Origin of the sequence: Catenulispora sp. MAP12-49 (genome assembly GCF_041262705.1) — a bacterium.
In the GTDB taxonomy this organism is placed as follows: Bacteria; Actinomycetota; Actinomycetes; order Streptomycetales; family Catenulisporaceae; genus Catenulispora.
Window position 1 is genome coordinate 246,773 of sequence record NZ_JBGCCP010000002.1, and the last position, 23,577, is coordinate 270,349.

21 protein-coding genes and 2 pseudogenes are annotated in these 23,577 nt (G+C 70.1%); 15 read left to right on the forward strand and 8 right to left on the reverse strand.

Annotated features, from left to right (window positions below; all coding sequences use genetic code 11):
* Positions 1-201 precede the first annotated feature (201 nt).
* Both ABIA35_RS05205 and ABIA35_RS05210 read left to right on the forward strand, forming a co-directional pair.
* Complete coding sequence (locus ABIA35_RS05205) at positions 202-1,428, forward strand: beta-ketoacyl synthase (RefSeq protein WP_370357023.1); 1,227 nt, start codon at positions 202-204, stop codon at positions 1,426-1,428.
* Positions 1,429-1,514: 86 nt separating this feature from the next.
* Positions 1,515-4,769: a BTAD domain-containing putative transcriptional regulator gene (locus ABIA35_RS05210; protein WP_370357024.1), complete on the forward strand. Its 3,255-nt coding sequence runs from the start codon at positions 1,515-1,517 to the stop codon at positions 4,767-4,769.
* 50 nt (positions 4,770-4,819) lie between these two features.
* Here ABIA35_RS05210 and ABIA35_RS05215 read toward each other — a convergent pair.
* Together ABIA35_RS05215 and ABIA35_RS05220 are read right to left on the reverse strand one after the other, a co-directional pair.
* Positions 4,820-5,694, reverse strand: a pseudogene (locus tag ABIA35_RS05215) (ABC transporter permease).
* Positions 5,691-6,701: an ATP-binding cassette domain-containing protein gene (locus ABIA35_RS05220; RefSeq protein WP_370357025.1), complete on the reverse strand. Its 1,011-nt coding sequence runs from the start codon at positions 6,699-6,701 to the stop codon at positions 5,691-5,693. Before ABIA35_RS05220 ends, ABIA35_RS05215 begins: the two are co-directional and overlap by 4 nt.
* A 170-nt stretch (positions 6,702-6,871) precedes the next feature.
* Here ABIA35_RS05220 and ABIA35_RS05225 point away from each other — a divergent pair, with 170 nt between their 5' ends.
* Positions 6,872-7,417 carry an ATP-binding protein gene (locus tag ABIA35_RS05225; protein ID WP_370357026.1) on the forward strand — a complete coding sequence of 182 codons (546 nt, stop codon included), beginning with the start codon at positions 6,872-6,874 and terminating at the stop codon, positions 7,415-7,417.
* A gap of 5 nt (positions 7,418-7,422) precedes the next feature.
* Positions 7,423-8,037: a hypothetical protein gene (locus ABIA35_RS05230; RefSeq protein ID WP_370357027.1), complete on the forward strand. Its 615-nt coding sequence runs from the start codon at positions 7,423-7,425 to the stop codon at positions 8,035-8,037.
* Here the strand turns inward: ABIA35_RS05230 and ABIA35_RS05235 are convergent.
* Complete coding sequence (locus ABIA35_RS05235; RefSeq protein ID WP_370357028.1) at positions 7,968-9,992, reverse strand: HEAT repeat domain-containing protein; 2,025 nt, start codon at positions 9,990-9,992, stop codon at positions 7,968-7,970. The two genes, ABIA35_RS05230 and ABIA35_RS05235, sit on opposite strands and share 70 nt — an antisense overlap.
* A 239-nt stretch (positions 9,993-10,231) precedes the next feature.
* Between ABIA35_RS05235 and ABIA35_RS05240 the strand changes: the two are divergent.
* Positions 10,232-10,408, forward strand: a pseudogene (locus tag ABIA35_RS05240) (TetR/AcrR family transcriptional regulator); the annotation flags it as partial.
* Between the two features lie 27 nt (positions 10,409-10,435).
* On the opposite strand, the gene ABIA35_RS05245 reads toward ABIA35_RS05240, so the two are convergent.
* The 3 genes from ABIA35_RS05245 to ABIA35_RS05255 form a co-directional block, all read right to left on the reverse strand.
* Positions 10,436-10,624 (reverse strand): hypothetical protein, encoded by a 189-nt coding sequence (locus tag ABIA35_RS05245; protein ID WP_370357029.1) that lies wholly within the window; start codon positions 10,622-10,624, stop codon positions 10,436-10,438.
* 71 nt (positions 10,625-10,695) lie between these two features.
* On the reverse strand, positions 10,696-11,784 hold the full coding sequence (locus tag ABIA35_RS05250) for a glycosyl hydrolase family 18 protein (protein ID WP_370357030.1): 1,089 nt from the start codon (positions 11,782-11,784) through the stop codon (positions 10,696-10,698).
* A gap of 91 nt (positions 11,785-11,875) precedes the next feature.
* Positions 11,876-12,682, reverse strand: coding sequence for a GntR family transcriptional regulator (locus tag ABIA35_RS05255; protein ID WP_370357031.1), 807 nt, complete (start codon positions 12,680-12,682; stop codon positions 11,876-11,878).
* A 143-nt stretch (positions 12,683-12,825) separates the two neighbouring features.
* On the opposite strand from ABIA35_RS05255, the gene ABIA35_RS05260 reads away from it, so the two are divergent.
* From ABIA35_RS05260 to ABIA35_RS05290, 7 genes are all read left to right on the forward strand, one after another.
* Entirely contained in the window at positions 12,826-14,190 is a 1,365-nt protein-coding gene (locus ABIA35_RS05260; protein WP_370357032.1) for an ABC transporter substrate-binding protein, read from the forward strand.
* Positions 14,191-14,243: 53 nt separating this feature from the next.
* On the forward strand, positions 14,244-15,146 hold the full coding sequence (locus ABIA35_RS05265) for a carbohydrate ABC transporter permease (protein WP_370357033.1): 903 nt from the start codon (positions 14,244-14,246) through the stop codon (positions 15,144-15,146).
* Positions 15,143-16,075, forward strand: coding sequence for a carbohydrate ABC transporter permease (locus ABIA35_RS05270; RefSeq protein ID WP_370357034.1), 933 nt, complete (start codon positions 15,143-15,145; stop codon positions 16,073-16,075). Before ABIA35_RS05265 ends, ABIA35_RS05270 begins: the two co-directional genes overlap by 4 nt.
* Complete coding sequence (locus tag ABIA35_RS05275; RefSeq protein WP_370357035.1) at positions 16,072-17,322, forward strand: 6-phospho-beta-glucosidase; 1,251 nt, start codon at positions 16,072-16,074, stop codon at positions 17,320-17,322. Before ABIA35_RS05270 ends, ABIA35_RS05275 begins: the two co-directional genes overlap by 4 nt.
* Positions 17,319-18,407, forward strand: coding sequence for an N-acetylglucosamine kinase (locus tag ABIA35_RS05280; RefSeq protein WP_370357036.1), 1,089 nt, complete (start codon positions 17,319-17,321; stop codon positions 18,405-18,407). Before ABIA35_RS05275 ends, ABIA35_RS05280 begins: the two co-directional genes overlap by 4 nt.
* Before the next feature lie 431 nt (positions 18,408-18,838).
* Positions 18,839-19,459: a protein rhiA gene (locus ABIA35_RS05285; RefSeq protein WP_370357037.1), complete on the forward strand. Its 621-nt coding sequence runs from the start codon at positions 18,839-18,841 to the stop codon at positions 19,457-19,459.
* 68 nt (positions 19,460-19,527) lie between these two features.
* Positions 19,528-19,866, forward strand: coding sequence for a hypothetical protein (locus ABIA35_RS05290; protein WP_370357038.1), 339 nt, complete (start codon positions 19,528-19,530; stop codon positions 19,864-19,866).
* Between the two features lie 315 nt (positions 19,867-20,181).
* On the opposite strand, the gene ABIA35_RS05295 is transcribed toward ABIA35_RS05290, so the two are convergent.
* The gene (locus tag ABIA35_RS05295) at positions 20,182-21,039 is read right to left on the reverse strand and encodes an HNH endonuclease family protein (protein WP_370357039.1); all 858 of its coding nucleotides are present in this window, start codon (positions 21,037-21,039) and stop codon (positions 20,182-20,184) included.
* 131 nt (positions 21,040-21,170) lie between these two features.
* On the opposite strand from ABIA35_RS05295, the gene ABIA35_RS05300 reads away from it, so the two are divergent.
* Positions 21,171-21,497: a hypothetical protein gene (locus tag ABIA35_RS05300; RefSeq protein WP_370357040.1), complete on the forward strand. Its 327-nt coding sequence runs from the start codon at positions 21,171-21,173 to the stop codon at positions 21,495-21,497.
* Positions 21,498-21,648: 151 nt separating this feature from the next.
* Positions 21,649-21,870 carry a hypothetical protein gene (locus ABIA35_RS05305; protein WP_370357041.1) on the forward strand — a complete coding sequence of 74 codons (222 nt, stop codon included), beginning with the start codon at positions 21,649-21,651 and terminating at the stop codon, positions 21,868-21,870.
* 18 nt (positions 21,871-21,888) lie between these two features.
* Here the strand turns inward: ABIA35_RS05305 and ABIA35_RS05310 are convergent, their stop codons facing one another.
* Positions 21,889-22,596, reverse strand: coding sequence for a hypothetical protein (locus ABIA35_RS05310; RefSeq protein WP_370357042.1), 708 nt, complete (start codon positions 22,594-22,596; stop codon positions 21,889-21,891).
* Between the two features lie 186 nt (positions 22,597-22,782).
* On the opposite strand from ABIA35_RS05310, the gene ABIA35_RS05315 reads away from it, so the two are divergent.
* Entirely contained in the window at positions 22,783-23,553 is a 771-nt protein-coding gene (locus tag ABIA35_RS05315) for a DUF4253 domain-containing protein (protein ID WP_370357043.1), read from the forward strand.
* Positions 23,554-23,577 lie beyond the last annotated feature (24 nt).

A 23,577-nucleotide genomic window follows, 5' to 3' on the forward strand; every position in this document is an offset into this window, starting at 1 on the left:
GCCGCCGTAACGACGGTGGAACCGGCGCCGACCTCCGCCGCACTGGCCGTCGCACTCGATCAGATCCTGTGACACCTGTGGTGGGAACCGCACAACATCGAGAGCTGATCTCGGGAGGATGACGGCCTACGTTCGCGGGCCCGGCGGCTGGAAGGGTGATCGTGACGGCACCCGGAGATGCAGCAGTAGAAAGGCCCGCACATGCCTGCCAGCGCAGCCCGTGAAGAAATCCTCGTGACCGGCGTGGGAGCCACCACCCCGCTGGGCGCCGACGCGTCTTCCACCTGGGAGGCGATGCTCGCCGGGCGCTCCGGTGTCACCGCGATCGGGCACGACTGGGCCCAGGACCTGCCGGTGCGCATCGCCGCGCAGCTGCACACCGAACCTGCGCAGGCGCTGTCCCGTATCGAGGTCCGGCGCCTGGACCGGTGTGCGCAGATCGCGCTGATCAGTGCCCGGCAGGCGTGGGAGCAGGCCGGCCGGCCCGCCGTCGATCCCGAACGGCTCGCGGTCGTCATCGGCACCGGCATCGGCGGCGTGTCCTCGCTGCTGGCCCAGGAGCAGGTGCTGCGCCAGGCCGGGCCGCGCCGGGTGTCTCCTTTGGCCGTGCCCATGCTGATGGCCAACGGGCCCGCCGCCTGGGTCAGCATGGAACTCGGTGCCCGTGCCGGCGCCCGCACCCCGGTCAGCGCCTGCTCCTCCGGTGCCGAGGCCATCGCCATGGCCATCGACCTGATCCGGCTGGACCGCGCCGACGTCGTCGTCGCCGGCGGTGCCGAAGCCTGCGTGCTGCCGCTGCCGCTGGCGGCGTTCGCGCAGATGACCGTGCTGTCCACACGCAACGAGGACCCCGCCGGTGCTTCCCGCCCCTTCGACACCGGCCGCGACGGACTGGTCCTGGGCGAAGGCGGCGCCGTCCTGGTCCTGGAACGCGCCGACTTCGCCCGCGCCCGCGGCGCGGTGCCCCTGGCTGCCGCAGCCGGGGCCGGTATCTCCTCCAACGCCGGCCACATCACCGCCTCCGACGTCGCCGGCCAAGTCCGCGCCATGCGCGCCGCGCTGCGCGAAGCCGGCCTGGCCGGCCACGACATCGGCCTCATCCAGGCCCACGCCACCGCCACCGTCGGCGGCGATGTGGAAGAAGCCGCCGCCATCACCGAAGCCGTCGGGACCCACCCGGCGGTCAGCGCCGTCAAATCCATGACCGGCCACCTGCTCGGCGCCTCCGGAGCCCTGGCGGCGCTGGCCGCGGTCCACGGGCTGCGCGACGGCGCCGCCCCGGCCATCCGCAACCTGCACACCCCCGACCCCGCCGCCGAACTCGACCTCATCACCGGCGCACCCCGGCACCACCGCTTCGGCGCCGCGCTGGTGAACTCCTTCGGCTTCGGCGGGCACAACGTCAGCGTCGCCTTCACCCGCGCCTGAGAACTCGCGCCCTGAAAGTCGGGCCCTGAAAATCGGGCCCGAAACCCGCACCGCACACCCACCACCGCGCTCCTACACTTGGGGCGGTGAGTATCGCGCTGACCCTGCTGGACGACGTGCGCTGGCACGGCATCCCCGTCGTGGGTGAGCGTCCGCAGGCGCTGCTGGCCGTCCTGGCCGCACACCAAGGCCGGCCGGTCGGCGCCGCCGAACTCATCGACGCCATCTGGGGCCCCGGCGCCGGCGGCACCAGCGTGAAAAACCTGCAAGTGCTGGTATCGCGCACCCGCAGCGCCTGCGGAACCGATATCATCACCCGCGAGCCGGCCGGATACCGGCTCGGCGCCGCCCCCGAACATGTCGATGCCACCCGACTAGCCCGCCTCGTCCACGACGCCCAAGCCGCCCTGGACCACGACAGCGCCCGCGCCGCACACCTGGCCGCCGAAGCACTGGCACTGGCGCAAGCCCTGGCCGGCGCACCGGCCGAGCAGGACAGCGGCCCGTTGGCCGACATCCGCCGTGCCGCAGCCGCCGACACCGAGGCCGCGCGGCTGGTCGCCGCGCGCGCCGCCAGCCGCGCCGGCGCCCACACCCAGGCGCTGCCGCGGCTTCAAACCGCGCACGCCCGCGCCCCGCACGACGAGTCGCTGCTCGCTGATCTGCTGCGCAGCGAAGCAGCGGTGACCGGTCCGGCGGCGGCGCTGGACCGGTTCGAAACCTACCGGCGGCAGCTGCGCGAGGCGTTCGGAACCGACCCGTCGCAGGAGCTGGCGCGGGTGCAGCGTGCGCTGCTGGCAGCCGACCGGCCGGTGCGGCACGGGCTGCGCTACGACGCGACCACGCTGATCGGCCGCGAAGGCGACGTGGCGCGGCTGCGGGCGGTGCTGGCCGGGGCGCGGGTGGTGTCGGTGGTCGGCGCCGGCGGACTCGGCAAAACCAGGCTTGCCCAGGTCATGGCCCGGACCGCCGAGCAGCCGGCGGTGTATTTCGTGGAACTGGCCGGGGTGATGTCGGCCCAGGACCTGGCCACCGAAGTCGGCTCGGTGCTGGGGGTGCGGGACTCGGTCAGCGGCCGCACCACCCTGGGCGCCCGGCAACGCTCCGATATCAGGGCCCGGATCGCGCAGCAGTTGGGGCAGGTGCCGACGCTGCTGGTGCTGGACAACTGCGAACACCTCATCGAGGCCGTCGCCGACCTGGTGGCGTTCCTGGTCGCCGCCACCCCCGACGTTCGGGTGCTGACCACGAGCCGGGCGCCGCTGGCCATCGCCGCCGAACAGCTGTATCCGCTCGGGCAGCTCGGCGCCGCCGACGCGGCGCGGCTGTTCACCGAACGGGCCCTGGCCGCCCGGCCCGGCGCGCACCTTCCCGAGCAGGTCATCGCCAAGATCGTGCGCAGACTCGACGGGCTGCCGTTGGCGATCGAGCTGGCCGCGGCGAAAGTGCGGGTCATGGCCGCCGAAGAGATCGACCGGCGGCTGGCCGACCGGTTCGCGTTGCTGCGCGGCGGCGACCGCAGCGCCCCGGACCGGCATCAGGGGCTGCTCACCGTCATCGAATGGTCGTGGAACCTGCTCGGTGAGGCCGACCGGCGGGCGCTGCGGCAGCTGGCGCTGTTCCACGACGGGTTCACGTTGGCCGCCGCCGAAGCAGTGCTCGGCGATACGACGGCCGGCTCTGGGGCCGGTGATGCGGCAGTCCCGGCAGCCAACGATGCGGCGGCGGTGGTGGACGCGGTGCAGGCTCTGGTCGACCAGTCGCTGTTGACCGTGCGGGAAAGCCCGTCGGGCCTGCGCTACCGGATGCTGGAGACCGTGCGCGAATACGGCCGGATGCAGCTGGCGCGCGCCGGATGCGAGGCGGCCGCGCGGGCGGCGCTGCGGGGTTGGGCTGTGCGGTACGTCGGGGCGCAGCGGCTGCGGTTCGCCGACGGCGGGCAGTTCGCGGCGATCGACGCGCTCGGCGCGGAGGAGACGAACCTGGCCGATGAGTTGCGCGGCGCCATCGCCGAAGGGGACTGCGAGTCGCTGGTGCAGCTGTTGGCGGCGCTGGGCACGATGTGGATGATGCGCGGGGAGCACATTCGGCTGCTGGTCGTCGGCGGCGGGGTGCGCGACGCCTTGGGTGAGTGGGAGCCGCCGCCGCAGCTGGCTGATGTGGCGCGGGCGGCGGTGGCGGTCACGTTGAACACGTCGCTGGCGTTGTCCGGGGAGCGTGCCGACCTGTTTCAGGTGCTGCGGCGGCTGGGGCCGGCCAGCGGGCAGGACACCTATGTCGCGGCTCTGGTTCAGGTGCTGCTGACGTGTGCGCCGGTCGTTGATGAGGCGTTTCCGGCGCGGCTGGTGGCCCTGGCGGCGTCGCCGGATCGGCAGGTGGCCTCGGTGGCGGCGTTGTGGCTGAGCCGGCACCGGGAGAACGAGGGTGATCTGCCCGGTGCGTTGGCGGCCGCGCAGCGGGTGCTGGAGCTGGCCTCACCCGATGCCGATGTCGATGCTGATGCCGGGTCGTGGGCTTTCGCGATGCCGCACGCGCTGCTGGCGGAGCTGACGATGCAGCTCGGCGACACCGAGGCCGCGGTGGCTCACGCGTTGGCGGCGCTGCCGGTGGTGGAACGGCTCGGCGCCAACGACGACGAGGCGCAGCTGCGTGCGCTGCTGGTGCTGTGTGACATCGGCGCGGGCCGGCTGGAGCAGGCCCGGGCGCAGTTGGCGCGGATCGACGGCATCGAGATGCGGGCCGCCTCCTTCGGGACCGACGTGTTCCGGCACATCTGCCGGGCCGAGCTGCTGCTGGCCGACGGCGCGACCGAGGCGGGGCTGCGGTTGTATCGGGAGTGCGCGCAGCGGATGCACCAGACCGAGGTTCCCGACGTCATGCGCACCGGTACCGAGCTGTGGAGCTACTTCGGGGACGCGCTGGTGTTGAACGCGCACGCCTGGTACGGGGTTTCCGCCGACGAGCTGGGCTGCGGGCAGGAGATGTTCGTGGCCTGCCGTGGCAGTGCGCTGCGGGTGCTGACCGCCGGCAACGAGCGCCTGGACTATCCGGCGGCCGGGTTGCTGCTGCTGTCGTTGGGGGCGTGGGCGCTGCTGCGGGCCGCCGCGCCGGCCGCCGACGCGGTGCGCCTGGTGGTGCTGGCTGAGCGGTTCGCGTACAACCGGATGCTGCCGTCGATGGCGTGGGAGCCGATCGTGGCGGCGGCGCAGCAGGCGCTTGCCGGCGGGCTGGAGGAGTTTGAGGGGCTGCGGGCGCAGTACGCCGGCCGCCGCCCGCCGGAGTTGCTGGATGAGGCGCGGGCGGCGGCGCGGCGGCTGCCGGAGCGATCAGGGGACTGCTGAGGGCTGCCCTTTCACAGGAAGCCGGCACGGGCAGCCCGCTAAAGAACCCGCTACAGGCTTCGGCGGTAGCAGCGGGTGGACAGCGGCGCGAAGATCGCGACCACGACGGCGCAGGCCAGCAGCGTCCAGCCGACCTCGCCGCTGACCGTGCCGTGGTTGGCCAGCGCCCGGGTCCCGGACACCAGGTGCGACACCGGGTTGACCTTCACGAAGTCGGCCAGCCAGTGCGGCAGCGTCTGCACCGGCACGAACGCGTTCGACAGGAACGTCAACGGGAACAGGATCAGCATCGAGATGCCCTGCACCGACTTGGCGCTTGTGGTGATGGTGCCGAGCCAGGTGAAGATCCAGGCCAGGGACCAGCCGGTGACGATCGCCAGCAGCATCGCCCCGGCCACCCCGAGCACGCCGCCGCCGGGCTGGTAGCCGATGATGAGCCCTGCGACGAACGTCAGGCCGGAGGCGATGAGGTAGCGGACCAGGTCGGCGATCATCGGGCCGGCCAGCGGCGCGATCCGGGCCATCGGCAGCGACTTGAACCGGTCGAACACGCCCTTGTCCATGTCCTCGCGCAGCTGCACCCCGGTGGACATGCAGGTGGTCAGGACGGTCTGGGCGACGATGCCGGGGATCAGCACCGGCAGGTAGGCGCTGACGCCGCCGGAGATCGCGCCGCCGAAGATGTACGCGAACATCGCGGTGAACAGCAGCGGCTGGATCGTCACGTCGAAGAACTGCTCGGGGTTGCGGCGCATCTTCTTCAGCGCGCGCCAGGCCATGATCAGGGTTTGGCTGCCGATCTCGGCGGGGTGCCGTGCGCGCGGGCGGCGGCGACCGCCGCGGCCGGGTCGACGGTGCGCGCCGGTGACCCGGCCTTGGCGGCCGGCGCGGGGGCGGGGGCGGAGGTCGGGGCGGAGGTGGTCACTGGGTCTCCAAGGCGGTGTGGTCGGCGAAGGCGGGGAGGTTGTCGGCGTCGGTGTCGTCGGTGTCGGCGCCGTGGCCGGTGAGGGCGAGGAACACCTCGTCCAGCGTCGGCTGGGCCACGCTCACCGAAGCGATCGACACCCCGGCCTGCCGCAGCCCGATGAGCACGTCCGCGGCCCGGTCGGCGGCGTCCAGCGGCACGTTCATGCGGCCGGACTCCGGGGTCAGCACCGGTTCGGCGCCGGCGATGCGCATCACGACCTGCCGGGCCTGCTCGGCATCGGCGCCGGCGGCCAGGTGCAGCTGCAGCGTGGAGTTGCCGACCGAGGCCTTCAGCTGCTCCGGCGTGCCCTCGGCGACCTTGCGGCCCCGGTCCAGGACCGCGATGCGCCCGGCCAGCTGGTCGGCCTCGTCCAGGTACTGGGTGGTGAGCAGCACCGTGCAGCCTTCGGTGACCAGGTCGCGGATGGTGTCCCACATTTCCCCGCGGGTCCGCGGATCAAGGCCGGTGGTCGGCTCGTCCAGGAAGATCAGCGGCGGCCGGGTGATCAGGCTCGCCGCCAGATCCAGGCGCCGCCGCATCCCGCCGGAGAACTGCGCGATCGGCCGGTCGGCGGCCTCCTGCAAACTGAACTGGCCCAGCAGCCGCTTGGCCGTGGCGCGCGCATCAGATGACCGCAGCCCCTGCAGCCGCCCGAACATCCACAGGTTCTCCGCGGCGGTCATGTCCTCATCGACCGAGGCGTACTGCCCGGTGATCCCGATCAGCTGCCTGATCCGGTGCGGCTCGCGCGCCACATCCACCCCGAACACCCGGGCCTGCCCGCCGTCGATCGGCAGCAGCGTGGCCAGCATCCGCAACGCCGTGGTCTTCCCCGCGCCGTTCGGCCCCAGCACGCCGAAGATCTCCCCCTGGCGCACCTCCAGGTCGATACCGTCGACCGCCCGGAACTTCCCGAAGTCCTTCTGCAGCCCGATCGCCTCGACGGCGGTGGTGTCTGTGCTCATGTCCTCGCGCTCCTTCATACCCTCGTGGGCTCTGCCGCCGAAGGTAGGCGCGGCCGCTTTCACGGCGGCTACGCGGCGGTTTCACCGCTGGCACTCGAGCTGCCGGGCCGGGCCTCGGCGCGCCATATTCGGTTGCCGGCGCGGGCAGGTGGTTGCCAGCATCGGCTTCCATGACGAAGGCGGGCTTGCCGTTCCTGTGGCTGTACGGGCCATCCGGCGTCGGGAAGAGCACCGTCGCCTGGGAGATCCACCGGCTGCTGGGCGCATCCGGCATGGACGGTGCCTTCGTGGACGCCGACCAGTTGGGGCTGTGCTACCCGGCCGGCGACGGCGACCCCGACAACCACCGCATCAAAGCGGCGAACCTGGCGGCGGCGTGGCAGGGGTTCGGTGCTGCCGGCGCGCAGTACCTGGTGCTCAGCGGCTATGTGCGCAGCGCCGATGAGGTGCGGCTGTATGCGCAGGCGGTGCCCGATGCGGCGCTGACGCTGTGCAGGCTGCGTGCCAGCCGGACGGTTTTGCAGGAGCGTTTCCTGCGGCGCGGCTACTTGGTGGAGCACGTGGCGCAGACTCTGGAAGAGGCCGAGGTGCTGGACCGCAGTGAGTTGACAGACGTCGTGGTCGACACCGACGGGCGCTGCCCGCAGCACCTCGCGCAGCAGATCTGCGGCGTCGGCGGTGTGTGGCCCGTGCTTCGTAGCGGCAGGGAGGCGTGAGCCGCATGTCTGAGGCCGCATTTGTGCCGGTCGTCTTCCTGACCGGCGCCCGAGCCGTCGGCAAATCAACGATCGGCTACGCCCTGTTCACCCGCCTGAACCGCACCGTCGCCAAGAGCGCCTACATGGACCTGGCCCAGCTCGGTTTCTGCCGTCCCGTCCCCGCCGACGACCCGCAGCACCACCGCCTCAAAGCCACCGTCCTGGCCGCCGGCTGGCGCACGTTCCGTGACGCCGGCGCGCGCCACCTGGTGGTCACCGGCGTCATCGGCGCGCAGCACGATTTCGACCGTTACCGCTGGGCTCTGGGCCCTGTGCCGGTGATGGTGGTCCGGTTGGATGCGGATCCGCCGGCTCTGGCCGAGCGCGTAGCGTTGCGTGCCCGGGGTGCGGGGCCTGCGATTCCCGGTGACGAGCTGCGGGGGCTCGGTGTGTCGGAGCAGCAGGCTGTCATCGAGCAGGCGCTGCGGCAGGTGTCGGCAGTCGCCGCGGACCTGGTTTTGGATACGACCGCGTTGACGGTTGCCGAAGCCACCAGCGCGTTGTTCGATCAGATCGCTGCGCGGGCCAGCCGTACCGCCTCGTCGTCCTCGGCGATCCCGCGCCAGCCGCCGCTGTAGCTCAGGCGCTCGCTGCTGGCGATCGTGCTCTCCAGCAGTGGCCGGAACTGCGTCGCGGCCGCGCCGAGCTCGGGCAGGTAGCGCAGGACCTGCCGGGTGATCGGACGCTGCCTGCCGTGGCGCAGCGGATCCAGTGCCGTGTCGAAGACGCGCAGGCACAGCGTCGACTCGCCGGTGATCCGCCAGTGCGCCCAGGCGGCCTGGATGCCGGGCCAGGTCCTCCAGTACTCCGGCTTGGCCTGGAGCATGGCCTCGATCATGGCCGCGATGTCGCCGGCCGGCCCCAGCTCTCGGTGGCCGAGGTCGGCGGCCCGGCGGAACGTGTCGTGCGCGCCGGACAGTCCCTGTTCGAAGCTGAGCGCACCCAGCAGCGGTGCCGCCTCGCCGGTGATGCGCAGGTAGGCCCACGCTGCGGCTTCGGCGTCCGGATGCGGTGAGGTGCCGATGCGGTGCAGGTCTTCGGCGGCGTCGGCGGCCAGCGGCCCCAGCGTGCCCAGGACGTTGCACGCCATACCGGCGTGCGCCGATTCCAGCAGGGCCCTGAGCTCGGGTACCGCGGCGGCCGAGGCGGGGCTGAAGGCGGCGAGGGACTCGGTGAGATGGTGCACGCCGGGGGTGGTGGTGTCCTGGGCGAGCCGTCGACGTAGCGCCGGCATCAGGGTTTCGGCATGCCGGCGCATCGGGATCAGGACGTCCAGCAGGCCCGGTAGGTCGGTGAGCATGAACGACACGGGCCAGCTCCTGTAGTGCACCCTGCGCGCGGGGAACCGGTCGGGTGTGCCGTTGACGGACCCGCTGGCCCTGGTGGCCTCGATGGCTTCGATGGCCGCGATGAGGTCGGGGACCGCGCGGGCATCGCCGAGGCTGGCCAGCGCCCACAGGGCACGGGTGGCGACCGCGTCGTCCGGGTCGTGTACGGCGTCGGCGAGCAGGTCGGCGTACGGCTGCGCGGGTGCTCCGGCTGCGGCGAGCAGGTGAGCGGCGCCGAGCCGCACCTCGGGCACGGGATGCCTCAGCAGCGGTGCGATGTCCGGAACCAGCTCCGCCGTGGCCGCGCGCGAACGCAGCATCACACCGCCGACCTGCATGAACACCTGCGAACCGCTGCTGCGGACCTCGTCGTTGGTCAGCGCCCACGATGCCAGGCGCTGGTGGAAGTCGCGGTCGGCGACGCGGTGGGAAACCCAGGTGGCCAACTCGCCGACGGTCGCGGCGTCGGCGAAGTAGTCCTTCGCGACCAGCGCCGGATCGGCGAGGGCTTGAAGGATGTCGGTGGCATCAGCGCGCGCCGGCCCCAGCTGGTGGCGTGCGATGAGTCCGGCCAGGCGGGCGCGGCGGTCGGTGCGGGTGGCCTGCTGCGCCCAGGCGGCCTCGGCGGCGCGGGCGTCGGGCGGCAGTTGGGAGGACAGTTCCCCGAGCGCCAGCAGCAGTGTCACGCGGACGCGGTGGTCGGATTCGATCGGGAAGCGGCGGCGCAGGGCGTCGGTGATCTGGCCGATGTCGGAGTCTGTGTCGGAGGCGGTGTCGCAGTCGTAGGCGGCGATGAGTTCGGCGGCGGCCATGCGCACGCCGGGTTTGGCGTCGTCGAGCAGCTCGATGAAGCGCACGAGCGCGGCCTGCATGGTCGTGCGCAGCGCTTGGGCCTGCGGCTTGGAACGCCACGGGTCGCCGATGTCGCCCAGCAGGGCGGCGAAGCTCGTCAGCATGTCCAGGATCAGGGGGCGGTGTGCGATGGCCGGCTCGCAGGCCAGGTCGATCAAGATCGGCACGGCCGCTGCCGCCGCCGGGTAGACGCAGCCGCCCTGGTGGTACAGCGACATGTCGAGCTCGCCGATCGCGGCGGCGTCTCCGGCCAGTGCCGCCCGCAGGTGTCCGGCGGTGTCGGTGGCCGGGCCGTAGGCGTGGTCCAGGCTGGGCCAGTCGACGGCGTCCACCGCGGCGGTGATCTTCTCCACGAGCGGTCACGGTACGGGCCTGACCAGGGATGAAGCAATCGGATAACGCCGGGCAGCGGACACCGGGCCCCAGGTACCCGGACATCAGGCCCCGGTTGTCCGGGGCCTGATGTCCGGTCCGGTGATCAGCTCCCTGCCACGCCCATCACCGCCGCCGCCGCCGCGATCACCGGCGCCGCGGCGGCTCCGAGGCTGGCGGTGTTCACGCCGTGCACGGTCGCCGCGGCGGCGCCGGCCGCCAAAGCTGCATGGACGCCGGCCTCGCCCCGCCCGGCGACGCCGCCCTGGTCGCCCTGGACCTGCGCGCCGCGGTACACGGCGCGATGTCGATGCGCGTCAACCAGCCGGACCTGCCGTGGCCGCCGCTGGAGGAGCAGGTGGAGCGGTTCTTGACGAAGCTGGTCGGGGTGGCCTGAGGCAGGCTTACGGCCGGCCGGGAATGTTCAGCGCTTCAGGGCTCTGTAACGCCTCAGCAGCGCGGTGATCCTTGCCGGGTCGGCATCGCCGTTGAGCTCGAGAAGCAGATCATCCGGGCACAGTTCATACAGGTCACCCCACCAGCGGCGGATCTTGTTGTCCCAGATCCGGTAGCCGCCGGGGACGCCCTTTGCCACGTAGCGTCGTCTGCTCACGCGATTCACCATAGAGCCGGCCCGGGAATCCCACCCCGGGCCGGCTCATCGGTTCCCCGAAACTGGGCTGATCAGAACCAGGGGTTGCCGCCCAGGCTCCACACCGAGACCTTCGTGACCCCCAGCCCCTGCAGCACGGCGAGCTTGCGGTCCATGGCGGTGGAGTCCACGTAGTCGTACAGCATCCCGCCGCTGGTCCACCGGATCTCCCCGGACCCGGAATCGCGGCGCGCCGCGATCGTCCCGGGATCTGAGCTGTAGCCGGGCATCGTGGCCATGGTGACGTTCGGGATGTTCCCCGTGATCTGCGAGGTGTCGCACGCCGCCGGTGCGCTGTATCCGTACGACGGCAGCCCGATCACCAGCTGCGCCGGGTTCGGGATCTTGCTCTGGGCGTACTGCGTCACGCTGGTCAGCCAGGCGAACGGGGTGATCGCCAGGCAGCGCTGGCCGGCTGTGGAGTCGTACTCCTCGTCGTAGGCCATGATCTCCACCTCGTCCACGCCGGTCGCCGCGACGCCGGCCAGGTCGTAGAAGTCGGCGTCGGCCACCATCGCCGGGGCGTCGACCTGGAGTTTGCGGCCCGAGGCGTGCAGGGCGGTGGCCAGCTGCTTCAGGAACTTCTCGTAGTTCGTCAGCGTCGTGGAGTTCCACGACCAGTAGTCCTCGAAGTCGACGTCGATGCCGGTGAACCCGACCGCGTTGATCTGGTTGACCAGCTTGGTCACCGCCGCCGAGCGCTTGCTGCTGGAATTCACCAGCGCCGACACGTCGGCCGTGGTCATTCCCGACACCGTGGCGAACTGCTCGGCCGAGTGGGCTTTCACATCGGCGACGAACGACGGCGTGTCCTCGTTGCACTGCCCTGACTCGACCTGCACGGTGCCGCGAGTGCCGGAGATGGTGAAGAACTCCGGCTTCAGCACACCGGTGGCCAGCCGGCCGTCGGCGTATTCCGACTGCGCCAGACACGCCGGGTCCGACCCCGGCGTCCCCGGATACATCCACGCCTGAAGCTGCGGCGAAGCCGCGCTGGTGCCTGAGTGCGAGTGCCAGTGCGCTGAGCCGGCGGGCTCGGCGGGCTTGGCGGCGGCCAAAGCCGCCGAGGCCTGCGTCAGGCACGCCAGCGTGCACGCGACCGCGGTGAGGCGACGCATCATGGTGGTTCCTCCTACTCGATACCGGTGCATACGGAAAAGCAGGAGTCGCAAAGTGTCAGTCAGGCAGTCAGGCCGGCCGACAGTCAGGCAGTCAGGCCGCGTCGTACGGATTCAGCGAAAGCTGCTCGGTGCCCTCGGCGGCGGCGCTCCAGGAGGAGTTCACCACAGTCAGCCCGGCGGCGTGGGTCGACAGCGTCAGCTCGGACTGGATCCGGTACCGGTCGCCCCGGTACACCGACCGGCTGAACTCCACCACCCGGCCGTCGCCCGCCCTGGTCACCCGCTCGAACAGCAGCGCCGGAGTGTGCACCGGAACCTTCAGCAGCGCCGCCTCCTCGGCGTCCACCACCGTCGGCTCGATACTCTGCGACGCCGTCGCCGGCTCGATCCCGTACGTCTCCACCAGCGTCCGGTAGAACGAACCCCCCGCCAGCTCCTCGCCGGTCAGGCCGGGAACCAGGTCGTAGGGCACGTACAGCTGCTCGATGGAGACGGGTTCGCCGTCGACCAGCCGCAGCCGCATGATCCGCACCACCGGGTCGGCGGGGGACCGGTTCAGCCGGCGCCCGATCCTGGCGCCGGCCGGATGTGCCGGCTCGAACTCCAGGATCCGGCTGCTCCACGCGCCGTCCACATCACCCGGCAGACGCTGGGCGACCTTCGGGCGCGAGACGTACACCCCGCTGCCGTGGCGCCGGTCGAGCAGACCCTCCCGGACCAGCTCGTCCACCACCGACCGCAGCGTCGGACGGGACACGCCCAGCTCCTCGGCCAAAGCCCGCTCCGGCGGGATCGGTTCGCCGACCCGCAGCGCCTCGAGCACGTCCAGCAGATGCTCGCGCACCCGCCGACGCTTGCCGTGCCGGCTCTCCTTCGCCGGCGCCGGAATCTCGACCATTACCTGACCACCTTCTTGACCACTGGATGCTGACGTGGACCAGTCTGCCGCACCCAGCGCTTGACTCCGCCACGCATGCTGCCCCACGATGGGCCACCGGTCAATAAGTGGTAAGTATTTGGAGCAGAAAATCGGGAGGATCCATGCGCAGACCTCGCACACTCCGCGCACTTCGCACCGCCGTGCTCACCGCCGCCGCCATCGCAGCCACCGCGGCGCTCGCCGCCTGCTCGGCACCGGCAGCGTCGCAGCCGTCGGGCAAGGCCCCGCAGGCCTACGACGGCAAACCGGTCACCATCACGTTCTGGCACCCGTTCACCGACGACCACGACGTGAACGCGATGAACGCGGTCCTGGCCATGTTCCACAAGGCCTACCCGAACATCACCGTCAACGCGGTCAAAGCCCAGGACTCCGACAAGGTCACCCAGGCCATCAGCGCCGGCACCGCCCCGGACGTGGCCCTGGCCTTCGACGCCAACAAGGTCGGCAAATGGTGCTCCACCGGCGCCTTCACCGACCTGACGCCCGCCCTCAAAGCCGGCGGCGTCGACATGACACAGTTCCCAACCTCAGTACTGTCCTACACCGGCTACCAGGGCAAACAGTGCACCCTGCCCCTGCTCGCCGACACCTTCGGGCTCTACTACAACAAGACCCTGCTGGCCCAAGCCGGCTACAGCGGCCCGCCCAAAACCATGGCGGAGCTGACCGCCATGGCCGAGAAACTCACCGTCCGGGGCCCCGACGGCACCATCCAAGTCGCCGGCTTCATGCCCTACCTCGGCGTGTACCAGGCCGTGGCCGAACACTTCCTGCCCAGCTTCGGCGGCACCTGGCTGGCGCCCGACGGCACCTCGCACCTGGCCGCGGAACCCGCCGTCGCCGCGATGCTGACCTGGCAGAAGAACCTGGTCGACTTCTTCGGCGCCAAGAACCTGGAGAAGTTCAAGGCCGGCCTGGGCGATGAGTTCTCGGCCCAGAACGCCTTCGAGACCGGCAAGATCGCGATGATGGTCGACGGCGAATGGCGCAACGCCATGATCACCTCCGACGGCTCCAAGGTCGACTGGGGCACCGCCCCGGTCCCGGCGGCCGACGACCAGCCGCAGCTGTACGGCGCCGGCTTCGTCGGCGGCAACGTCATCGGCCTGCCCCGCGGCGGCAAGAACCAGGCCGCCGCGTTCGAACTGGTCAAATACCTGACCACCGACACCCAGGCGCTCGCCGCGTTCGCCGACGGCCTGGGCAACGTCCCCACCACCAAGGCCGCACTGTCCTACCCGGGGCTGAAACTGGCCGCCGACCCGCACTTCCAGCCGTTCCTGCAAGTCTTCGCCAACCCCGCCACCACGACCACCCCGGCCAGCACCGACGGCGGCGCCTACCTGACCAACTTCGGTCAGTTCGCGCTGCGCTGGCAGCAGGGCGGCGTCAGCGACCTGACCAAGGGCCTGGCCGATCTGGACGCCCAGAACAACGCCGCGCTGAAGCTGGGCGCGCCATGAGAAAGCGCAACCCGAACAACCGCGCCACGAGAAGACGCACCAGAAGACGCACCATGAGAAACCGCAAACTGATCCTGGGGCTGCTCAGCCCCTGGCTCATCGGGGTCGCGGTGTTCTTCCTGTACCCGCTGGGCGCCACCGTCTACTACTCCTTCACCAGCTTCGACATGCTCACCCCGGCACGCTGGGTGGGCCTGCGCAACTACAGCTACATGCTGCACGGCGACCCCTACCTGTGGCAGGCGCTGCGCAACACCGCATGGGTCATGGCGATCCTGGTGCCCTGCCAGCTGCTGTTCGCCCTGGGATCAGCGCTGGTGCTGACCCGGATCAAACGCGGCGCCGGCCTGTTCCGCACCCTGTTCTACCTGCCCTCCCTGGCCCCGCCGGTCGCCGCGACCATCGCGTTCGTGTTCCTGTTCAACCCCGGCACCGGACCGGTCAACACCATCCTGCGCTGGTTCGGCATCCAGGGCCCGCTGTGGTTCACCGACCCGCACTGGGCCAAACCCGGCCTGGTCCTGCTGGCGCTGTGGGGCGCCGGCAACACCATGGTGATCTTCCTCGCGGCGCTGCTGGACGTCCCGGTGGAACTGCACGAGGCCGCCGCCTGCGACGGCGCCGGACCACTGCGCCGGCTGATCACCGTCACCCTGCCCACGATCCGCCCCGTCCTGCTGTTCTCCCTGGTCACCGGCATGATCGGCGGACTGCAGTACTTCACGCAGGCCGTCGTGGCCGGCGAGGTCGCCAGCGGCTCGGCCGACATCACCGCGTCCTCCGGAGCCCCCGGATACCCCGACGGCTCCACCCTGACCTTCCCCTACTGGCTGTACGCGCAAGGGTTCCAGCGCTTCAACATGGGCTACGCGTGCGCCCTGGGCGTGGTGCTGTTCGCCATCGCGATCGGCTTCACCGCGGTGCTGCTGCGCCGCACCGAAGGATTCGCCGCATGAGCACACTGACCGGATCCGACCAGCGCACCACACCGGCCGCGGGCGGCAACAGCGCGCGCCGCCGCGGCCGCGTCCGCCTCACCGATCCCGCAGCCCGCCGGGCCCGGCGGCGCGAGCGCCTCGGATGGATCGCCACCCACTGCGTCGCGATCGCCCTTGCCCTGGCGTTCCTGACCCCGCTGATATTCATCGCGCTGACCGCGCTGATGAGCGACCAGCAAGCCCTCACCGCGCAGCTGTGGCCCAAGCACTTCCAGTGGTCCAACTTCACCGACGTGTTCCGCAAGGCGCCGCTGCTCACCTGGCTCGGGAACTCCGCGCTGTACGCGGGCCTGGCGACCTGCTTCACGCTCGTCTCGGCCGTCCCGGTCGCCTACGCGCTGTCCCGGCTGCGCTGGCGCGGCCGCAACGCCGCGTTCCTGCTGGTCATCGCCATGATGCTGCTGCCGCCGCAGATCACCCAGGTCCCGATCTACGTGATGTGGGCCCGGCTGCACCTGACCGGCACCCTGTGGCCGCTGGTGGTGCCGCCGCTGCTCGGCGACGCGTTCTCGATCTTCCTGCTGCGCCAGTTCCTGCTGACGATCCCCGAGGAGTACTCCCTGGCGGCGCGCGTCGACGGATGCAGCGAGATCCGGGTGCTGCTGAAGGTGATCCTGCCCATGGCCAAGCCGGCGCTGTCCGCGGTGGCGCTGTTCCAGTTCTTCTACGCCTGGAACGACTACTACGGGCCGCTGATCTACACCTCCGAAGTGCCCTCGCACTGGACCCTGGCACTCGGGCTGGCCTCGTTCCGCACCGTCCACGGCGCCCAGTGGAACCTCACCATGGCCGCCACCCTGCTGGTGATGGCGCCGGTGATCGTCGTGTTCTTCTTCGCACAGAAAGCCTTCATCGAAGGCGTCACGCTGACAGGAGTCAAGGGTTGAAGATCGCCATCGTTGGGGGCGGCTCCACCTACACCCCGGAGCTGATCGACGGCATCGCGCGCCTCGGGCTGCCGGTGACCGAACTGGCCCTGGTCGACCCGGCCGAGCCGCGCCTGGCCACCGTCGGCGGCTTCGCCCGCCGCATCCTGGCCGAGCTCGGGCATCCGGCACGGCTGGTCACCACCACCGACCTGGACGCCGGGGTCGCCGGCGCCGACGCGGTGCTGCTTCAGCTGCGCGTCGGCGGGCAGCAGGCCCGGCACAGCGATGAGACGCTGCCGCTGGAATGCGGCTGCATCGGGCAGGAGACCACCGGCGCCGGGGGCCTGGGCAAAGCACTGCGGACGGTGCCGGTGGTGTTGAGGATCGCCGAGCGGGTCGCCGCGCTCGCGCCGCAGGCGTGGATCATCGACTTCACCAACCCGGTCGGTATCGTCACCAAGGCGCTGCTGGACGCCGGGCACCGCGCGATCGGGTTGTGCAACGTGGCCCTGGGGATGCGGATGACGATCGCCTCGCACCTCGGGGTCGCCCCCGATCGGCTGGGCATCGACCATGTCGGGCTGAACCACCTGACCTGGACGCGTTCGGCGGTGCTGGACGGCAAGGACATGCTGCCGGAGCTGCTGCGGACCCACGGCGGTGAGTTGTCGGCCCGGGTCGGGCTGCCGGTTGCGTTGTTACGGAACCTCGGCGTCATTCCGTCGTACTACCTGCGGTTCTTCTATGCCCACGACATCGTGCTGGACGAGCAGCGCAGCAGCCCATCACGGGCCAAGAAGGTCGAGGCGATCGAAGCCGAGCTGCTCACGATGTATGCCGACCCTGGTCTCACGCAGCTTCCGCAGCTGCTGACGCAACGCGGCGGCGCTCACTATTCGGAGGCCGCGGTGCAGCTGATCTCGGCGGTGATAGGCGATACCCACGCCGTTCACGTGGCCAACACGCGCAACGACGGGGTGTTCCCGTTCCTGCCGGACGAGGCGGTGATCGAGGTGCCCTCTGAGATCTCCGCCGCCGGTGCTCGGGCGCTTCCTGCTGCCCCGCTGGATCCGTTGTTCGCCGGGTTGGTGGCGCACGTGTCGGCCTACGAGCAGCTGGCGCTTGATGCGGCGCTGCACGGCGGCCTGGAGCGGGTCGAGCGGGCGCTGCTCGCGCATCCGCTGATCGGTCAGGCCGCCATGGCCGAGCCGCTGGCCGCGCGACTGGTCGCTGCCAACGCCGAGTACCTGCCGTGGGCGCGATGACCGGGGAGCTCCTGATCGCCATCGACGGCGGCAACAGCAAAACCGACGCGCGCCTGGTGCGTTCCGACGGCACCGTTGTGGCGGCCGGCAGCGGCGGCGGGTTCCGGCCTCAGGTGCACGGTGTGGCGGCGGCCGTGGAGGTGCTGGCCGGGCTGGTCGCCGGCTGGCCGCTGCCGGTGCGTGGCCTGGCGGCGTTCCTGGCCGGCGCCGACCTGCCCGAGGAGGTGCTTGCGTTGCAGGCCGCTGTGGAGGAACGCGGCTGGGCGAAGGAGGTTCACGTCGCCAACGACACCTTCGCCCTCTTCCACGCCGGCACCGCGAGCCGCGAAGGTGTGGCAGTGGTCTGCGGGACCGGTATCAACTGCGTCGGCGTCGCAGCCGATGGCCGTACCGCGACCTTCCCGGCGCTCGGCGCGCTGTCCGGCGACTGGGGCGGCGGCGGCGATGTGGGTCGGGCCGCGCTGTGGTGGGCAGTGCGCGCCGAGGACGGCCGCGGCCCGGCGACGCTGCTGCGCGCCGCGGTCATCGAGCACTTCGGCACGGCCACGGTGCAGGACGTGGTGCTGGCCGTCCACCGCGGCGAGCTGCCCGAACTGCGGCTGGCCCAGCTCGCGCCGGCCGTGTTCCGAGCCTGCGACGCCGGCGACGAGGTGGCGGCACTGCTGGTCGACGTCCTGGCCGACGAGATCGCGGCGATGGCGCTCGCCGCGTCGGGGCGGCTGCGGTTGGCCGATCCTGACGTCGTCCTGGGCGGTGCCATCCCGGCGGCGGGGAACGCGCGGCTGCTGGAGCGCGTCGGCGCGCCTGCCCGGGGCGGTGTCGGTGGTCGGCGACGCGCCGGTCGCCGGTGCGGTCAGGTATGCGGTCGACCGGTGGGGGAATTAGTTTCCGCAACATCACCGCGTAACACTTTTTCGGCACTTCCCGGTCGACGGCTCAGGATATCGTTTTTGTTTCGCTTTATTGTTTTTGCTTTTCTCCCGAGTCTGGCGCCCGCGAATCAGGCGGCTGTGCGCGGGAGTGGATTTGCGTCACGCCCAGCATCCCCAGTTCGATGCATTCCGCCACTGTCGCCGGAGCGATGAAGACGGCGATGACCGTCCCCGCGTCACCGCCTTTGGGGTGGGTCGGCGCGGGGCGGTGCGCACTCCCCACGTGCTCGTGCCGCTGACGGTACGCGCGCTGGCGACAGGCCGTTGAGCAGTACTTTCGTGGACGTCCGGCTCCGCGGACCACCGGGGTCTCCTTCTGGCAGACGACACATCGCATACGCCGACTCCATTTCCGTGGCTGACGATTTCTTTTAATCGCGAGACAATAATTCCTCATCGATATCGGAATTCATCCCCGTGCGACACGACAATGCACTGGGTCAGTCGGGTGAAATATCCTTCTCGAATTGACGGGGTGGGCGGCCGCTGTTCTTCTGGAATCAGGCAGCCGGTCAATGAACACATTGATCTGGCCCGGGTCGGCAGAGCGCCGGCCGTCGTATTCCGGAAACGGGAGGAGGACCATGGCCGCGTACCGCCTCGAAGTCCAGAACAACTCCAGCGGCTTCACCAACTTCTGCATGTACCAGAGCGTGCCGGACACCAACCTGGGGGTCCAGGTGGAGACCCTGGCCTGGTTCGTCGAACTGGCCTACCCGACCACCACGGTCACCTTCGACTGGACCGTGGACTACTCGTTCTGCTGGTCGGAGACCGGGCCGCTGTCGCCGGGGGTGACGTTCACCGCCAGCCAGGTCTGGGCGGCCGACCCGATGAACCCGGTCCAGCAGGCCGTCCAGTTCCTGCGGTCCAACGGCGCCTACACCTTCGAGCGCCTGGCCGCCGACCCCACCCGGCACGCCGGCGACCTCTACGTCGAGCAGGGCGGCGACGTGCCGCTGCGCGCGGCCAGCGTCGGCATCGGAATGTCCGGCACCGGCACCCACGCCGTCCAGGCCCAGCCCAACCTGCACCTGGTCTTCACACCTCACCCTCGGTACTGGATCGTCGCCGGCGAGTTCGAGCACGGCGAGGTCCTGGACGTGGCAGAGCTCTCCAACGCCCTGGAGATCGACTACTACGGGGCGCAGACCAGCCAGCGGCTCACCTACACCATGAACAACATCTTCGAGCCCGTTCAGTGACCACCAGGCACTGCCGGTACTCGCCGGCAAAACCATCGCCACGACAAGCCAGAACAGGAGACACCGCCATGCCGCAGTTCCACAACATCGAGGACGCCAAGAGAATCATCGACGCGGCCTGGAACGCCTTCGACCCGCACGGCCGGGTGCACAGCGACATCGGGGGCGTGCCGGTCCCGGTGGTCTGGTCCTACTACAGCCGGACGATGGACGCCGGTACCGACGACGTGTGGGAGTTCACCGGCAACCAGGGCGAGCTGACCAGGTGGTGGACGGACTTCGGGCCGGAATACACCGTCCTGCCTCCGGAGTACAAGGGACGCAGGTTGGGCTACCAGATCAACCTGAAGTTCCGGGACCCGCGCGACACGTGGTTCAACTTCCACCTCACCGTGCCGGCACCGTAGGAGCACCACCGTCGCGGATCGGCACCGTGGCCACGGCACCGCGGCACAGTATTCGGGGGTCGCGAACAGGGCCCGAAGCAGGTGTGGGCGCCAAGGAACCCCTTGGCGCCCACACCGTCATGCGGCCGTGAAGCAAGCGACAACCGCCGTCCACCAGTGTTCTTCCATGCCTCGCATGGTCCGCATCAGCCGCAGGCATCCGTGTCACAGACGCGACGTGCCCGTGTGGGTCTGGGCTACTCCCGGCCCGAGCTGGGGATTCACTCGAAAGCGTCCAGTACCACTCATAGGACCTTCCGACGGACATGCCTGCGGCTACGCGCACTGCCCCAGCATCGCCGTCTTGTCGGCGCTCGCCACCGGAAGCTGGTACTTGATCGCCACCTGCGCGAAGCGGACCGCGTAGGAGCAGCCGACGGCCTTCAGCGGCGGCATCCAGGCCCCCGGGCCGGAGTCACCCTTGGCGCCGTTGTCGGGGCCGTCGACCGCCAGGAGCTCCAGCGGGTCGTTGGCCAGCTGCTCGCGGCGGGCCGCGGTCCAGCGGGAGGAACCCATCTGCCAGCTGTAGCCCAGCGGCAGGACGTGGTCGATCTGGACCGCGGTGGCGTTCTTCTTGGTGAACTGGATGTTCTGGCCCGTGTAGGGGTTGAACAGCGTCATCGACTCCACGACGCAGTGGGCCGACTTGCCCTTGGCCTCGTCCTGGACGTTCTGCCCGTCGCGGGCCAGGACGTCGTCACGGGTGTCGCAGCCGTTGTCGGCGAAGGGGTCGCCGACGGCACCGTCGGTCCAGGCCTGCCCGAACTGCTCACGGGTGTAGCCGGACATCCCGGCGGGGGCCTGGGTGGTCAGGCGGTTGATCAGATCGCGCGCCGCACTCCGGTCCGCCGCCGAGATGATCGGCGCCAAACCGGGCTTGGTCCCGTCGGTGTCGGCGAGCGGGCTGACCGCGTGGCCGTCGGTGGTGACCGGGCCTGATCCGTTACCGCCACTGGTACCGCCACCGGTGCCACCGCCGGAAGCCGAGTGGGAACCCTGCGACGAGGTGCCGTCGGCCGAGGCCACCGGCTTGCAGCCGCCGACGACCGCGACCGAGGCGATGAGCGCCAGGACGGGGATGGCGCGGGCGGGTCTGGATCCGGCGACAGCCTGGACACGTATTCGGCGCTTCATGGTTCACCCTCCGAGAAGAACTCTGCGATGCATCGCCAATGCCGCCCTGGTGCCCAGGTGGCAGGCATTTATCAGCGGTCGGCGGTGAAAGGGCTCAGCCGTGTGGCCAAGGCGCGGCGCATAGTGTCCCCATGGAGCCTTTCAAGAGCCCGGCACGCCTGGAATGGTGGGCAAAGCCGTCGATGTGCATCGGCGAGTACGAGATCGACATCACGGTCACCGTCGACCCAGCCGGCGTGTGGAGCGCACAGGGCCGGCACTCCCATGCACTCGACACGACGCAGCGCGAGGGCTGGGACTTCCTGGTGGAGATGGATCCCTGCTTCTCCCTCGCGTTCCCCGGCGAGGAGCGCGGCCACCTCATGGTGCGCGTCGACGAGGCGCAGGACGGCGACCTGATTCTCACGGAGGCACAGGGATGGGACGGGTCGGCTTCCGTCACGTTCGACCTGACGTGAGACCGGCCCCACGGCTCTTCGCCATGCTTCAGCGACCTGTGCGCTTTCGAGCACCGAGTCCTTCTTAGCGGCGCTCTCTATCGCGCATCGACGGGCACGAACCCGCGTCTAGCTTGGCAGTACCGCAAGCCAGAAGCGAAGGAGTGATCGCATGAGGGTCTACATCTACACCAACGACACGGCGCAGACGCAGCTCTTCCAAGGCACGACTCCGGGCGTGCAGAACCGGCAGCTCGTCGTCACCGCGCCGGCCGGCACCAGCGGGCTGACGAGGAACGCGAAGTACAAGTACTCGCTGACCATGCCGAACCACGACGTCGCGACGGCGACGCTGACGAACATCAACGGCAACGTCTACACGTTCACCGTCTAGCCGTCGTCAAGCTCGACGTCACGGGGAGTCCTCCCTGAAGCGGGCGATGTGAGTCAGCTCTGACTGGATGACCTGATGCTGATGGAGCGCGCCGGTGCCAGTCAGCAGGACGCGCGCGCTGTGCGGAGCGTCGAGCAGTTCGGCGGGTTCGCCGTCACGCTCGATCGCCGAGATCACGCGATCGAGGGGCGAGCCGCTGCCGTGCGATCTGGTGAAGCGAGTCCCGATGCCCACCGTGCCGCGTCTGCAGCCGACGACAGCCCAGGTCTGCTCGCCGGCGTCGGACTCAACGCCGATAATGTCGAGCTCAGCGTCGGAGACGACATCGCCATCAGGACAATCAGTCCGGCGAAAAACTCCGGTGATACTGCCACCGCCGGGTTCCTGGCGCTCGGTGCGCGGGATCAGGACTTCCCGCATGCGACCGTCGTAGAGCATCCACAGGCCGAAGCAGCTGTCCTCTTCGTCTCGGATCAGGACTTGAACCGAGTGCGGGCAGGGCCAGGGCAGACTCTCCAGCCGTCCCAGCAACCCGTACCAGTTGTGTCGCCAGAACTGGATAACCCAGGTAAAACAGGGCCCCGCGCCAACCGTTCCGGAGAACAGATCCTCACCGATCTTCGTGAAGCACTGATGCCACTCCCGGTCCGGATCGGGCCGAGTAAAAGGCTCCATGACATGCTCGGCGTCCTTGGCGATGACGATGACCTCGGCGAATCTGCTCATGGTGGTTAAGTATGACCAGCTCGCGAGGTGCGCCGGCGACCGGCAACGGTCCTGCGCGACCCCTATGCTCCGGCCATGGTCACGACGGCTTCTGAAGACTCCCCTCTCGCCGCGCTCATCGACGAGCCTGGCGGCGGTGTGCTGGCGCTTCCAGCCGGTCGCGTGATTTAAAACGATGAGGGCCCGGTGCTTTGGCTCAGCGACGGTGAACCCGATGGCCAGACCGTAGAGCGGCTGCGCGCGAATCACGCCTCCAGCGGACTGTGGCCGATGCTGATCGGTGATGATCCTGGCTGGGACGACGCACCTCCCGGTGTCGTCCGAGAGCCGTCGCCGCGCCACCCGTGGGTCAGGCCGTTCTATCCGCTTCTCCGTGAAAGCCTGGGCAAGCCGCGCTTGCGTTGGTTCGAACTGCCCCAAGCGGAGCCATGGCTGGCCGATCGGTGGGCCGAGGAGGTCGCCGATAACGAGGCCAACGACTACTGGGCGCCGCAGGAACGGGTCTCAGCGCTGGCCCCGTTCGGGGCGGCGTGGCCCGGACTGGCCCCGGCCGCCGACCCGCTCGGCGAACCACTGGCGATCGCCGACTGGCATGCGGCAATGATGCTGCAGGAGAACTGGCTGGGCCGACCACGGTTGGCACTGTTCGAAGGAGCAAGCAGCAGCGAGGCGTTGGCAGCGGCGCGTTGGGCGCCGGCCGAGAACGACAACTTCCTGGCCCACATTCAGGTGCTCCAAAGCTGGGAGCAGCGTTTCGGCGCGCGGGTCGTCGCGCTGAAACCGGACACCCTCTACCTCAGCGTGTCCGCACCCCCAGCAACGCCGGAACACGCCGTCCATGTGACATGCGAACACCTGGCCTTCTGCCCGGACGCAGTGTGGCAGTGCAGCGACTCGTTCCAAGACCACGCCGAAGGGCTGATCGGGTCGCCGTGCTGGGGGTTCTGGTGGGACTGATACCGCCGGGAGCGTCTCGCCGGA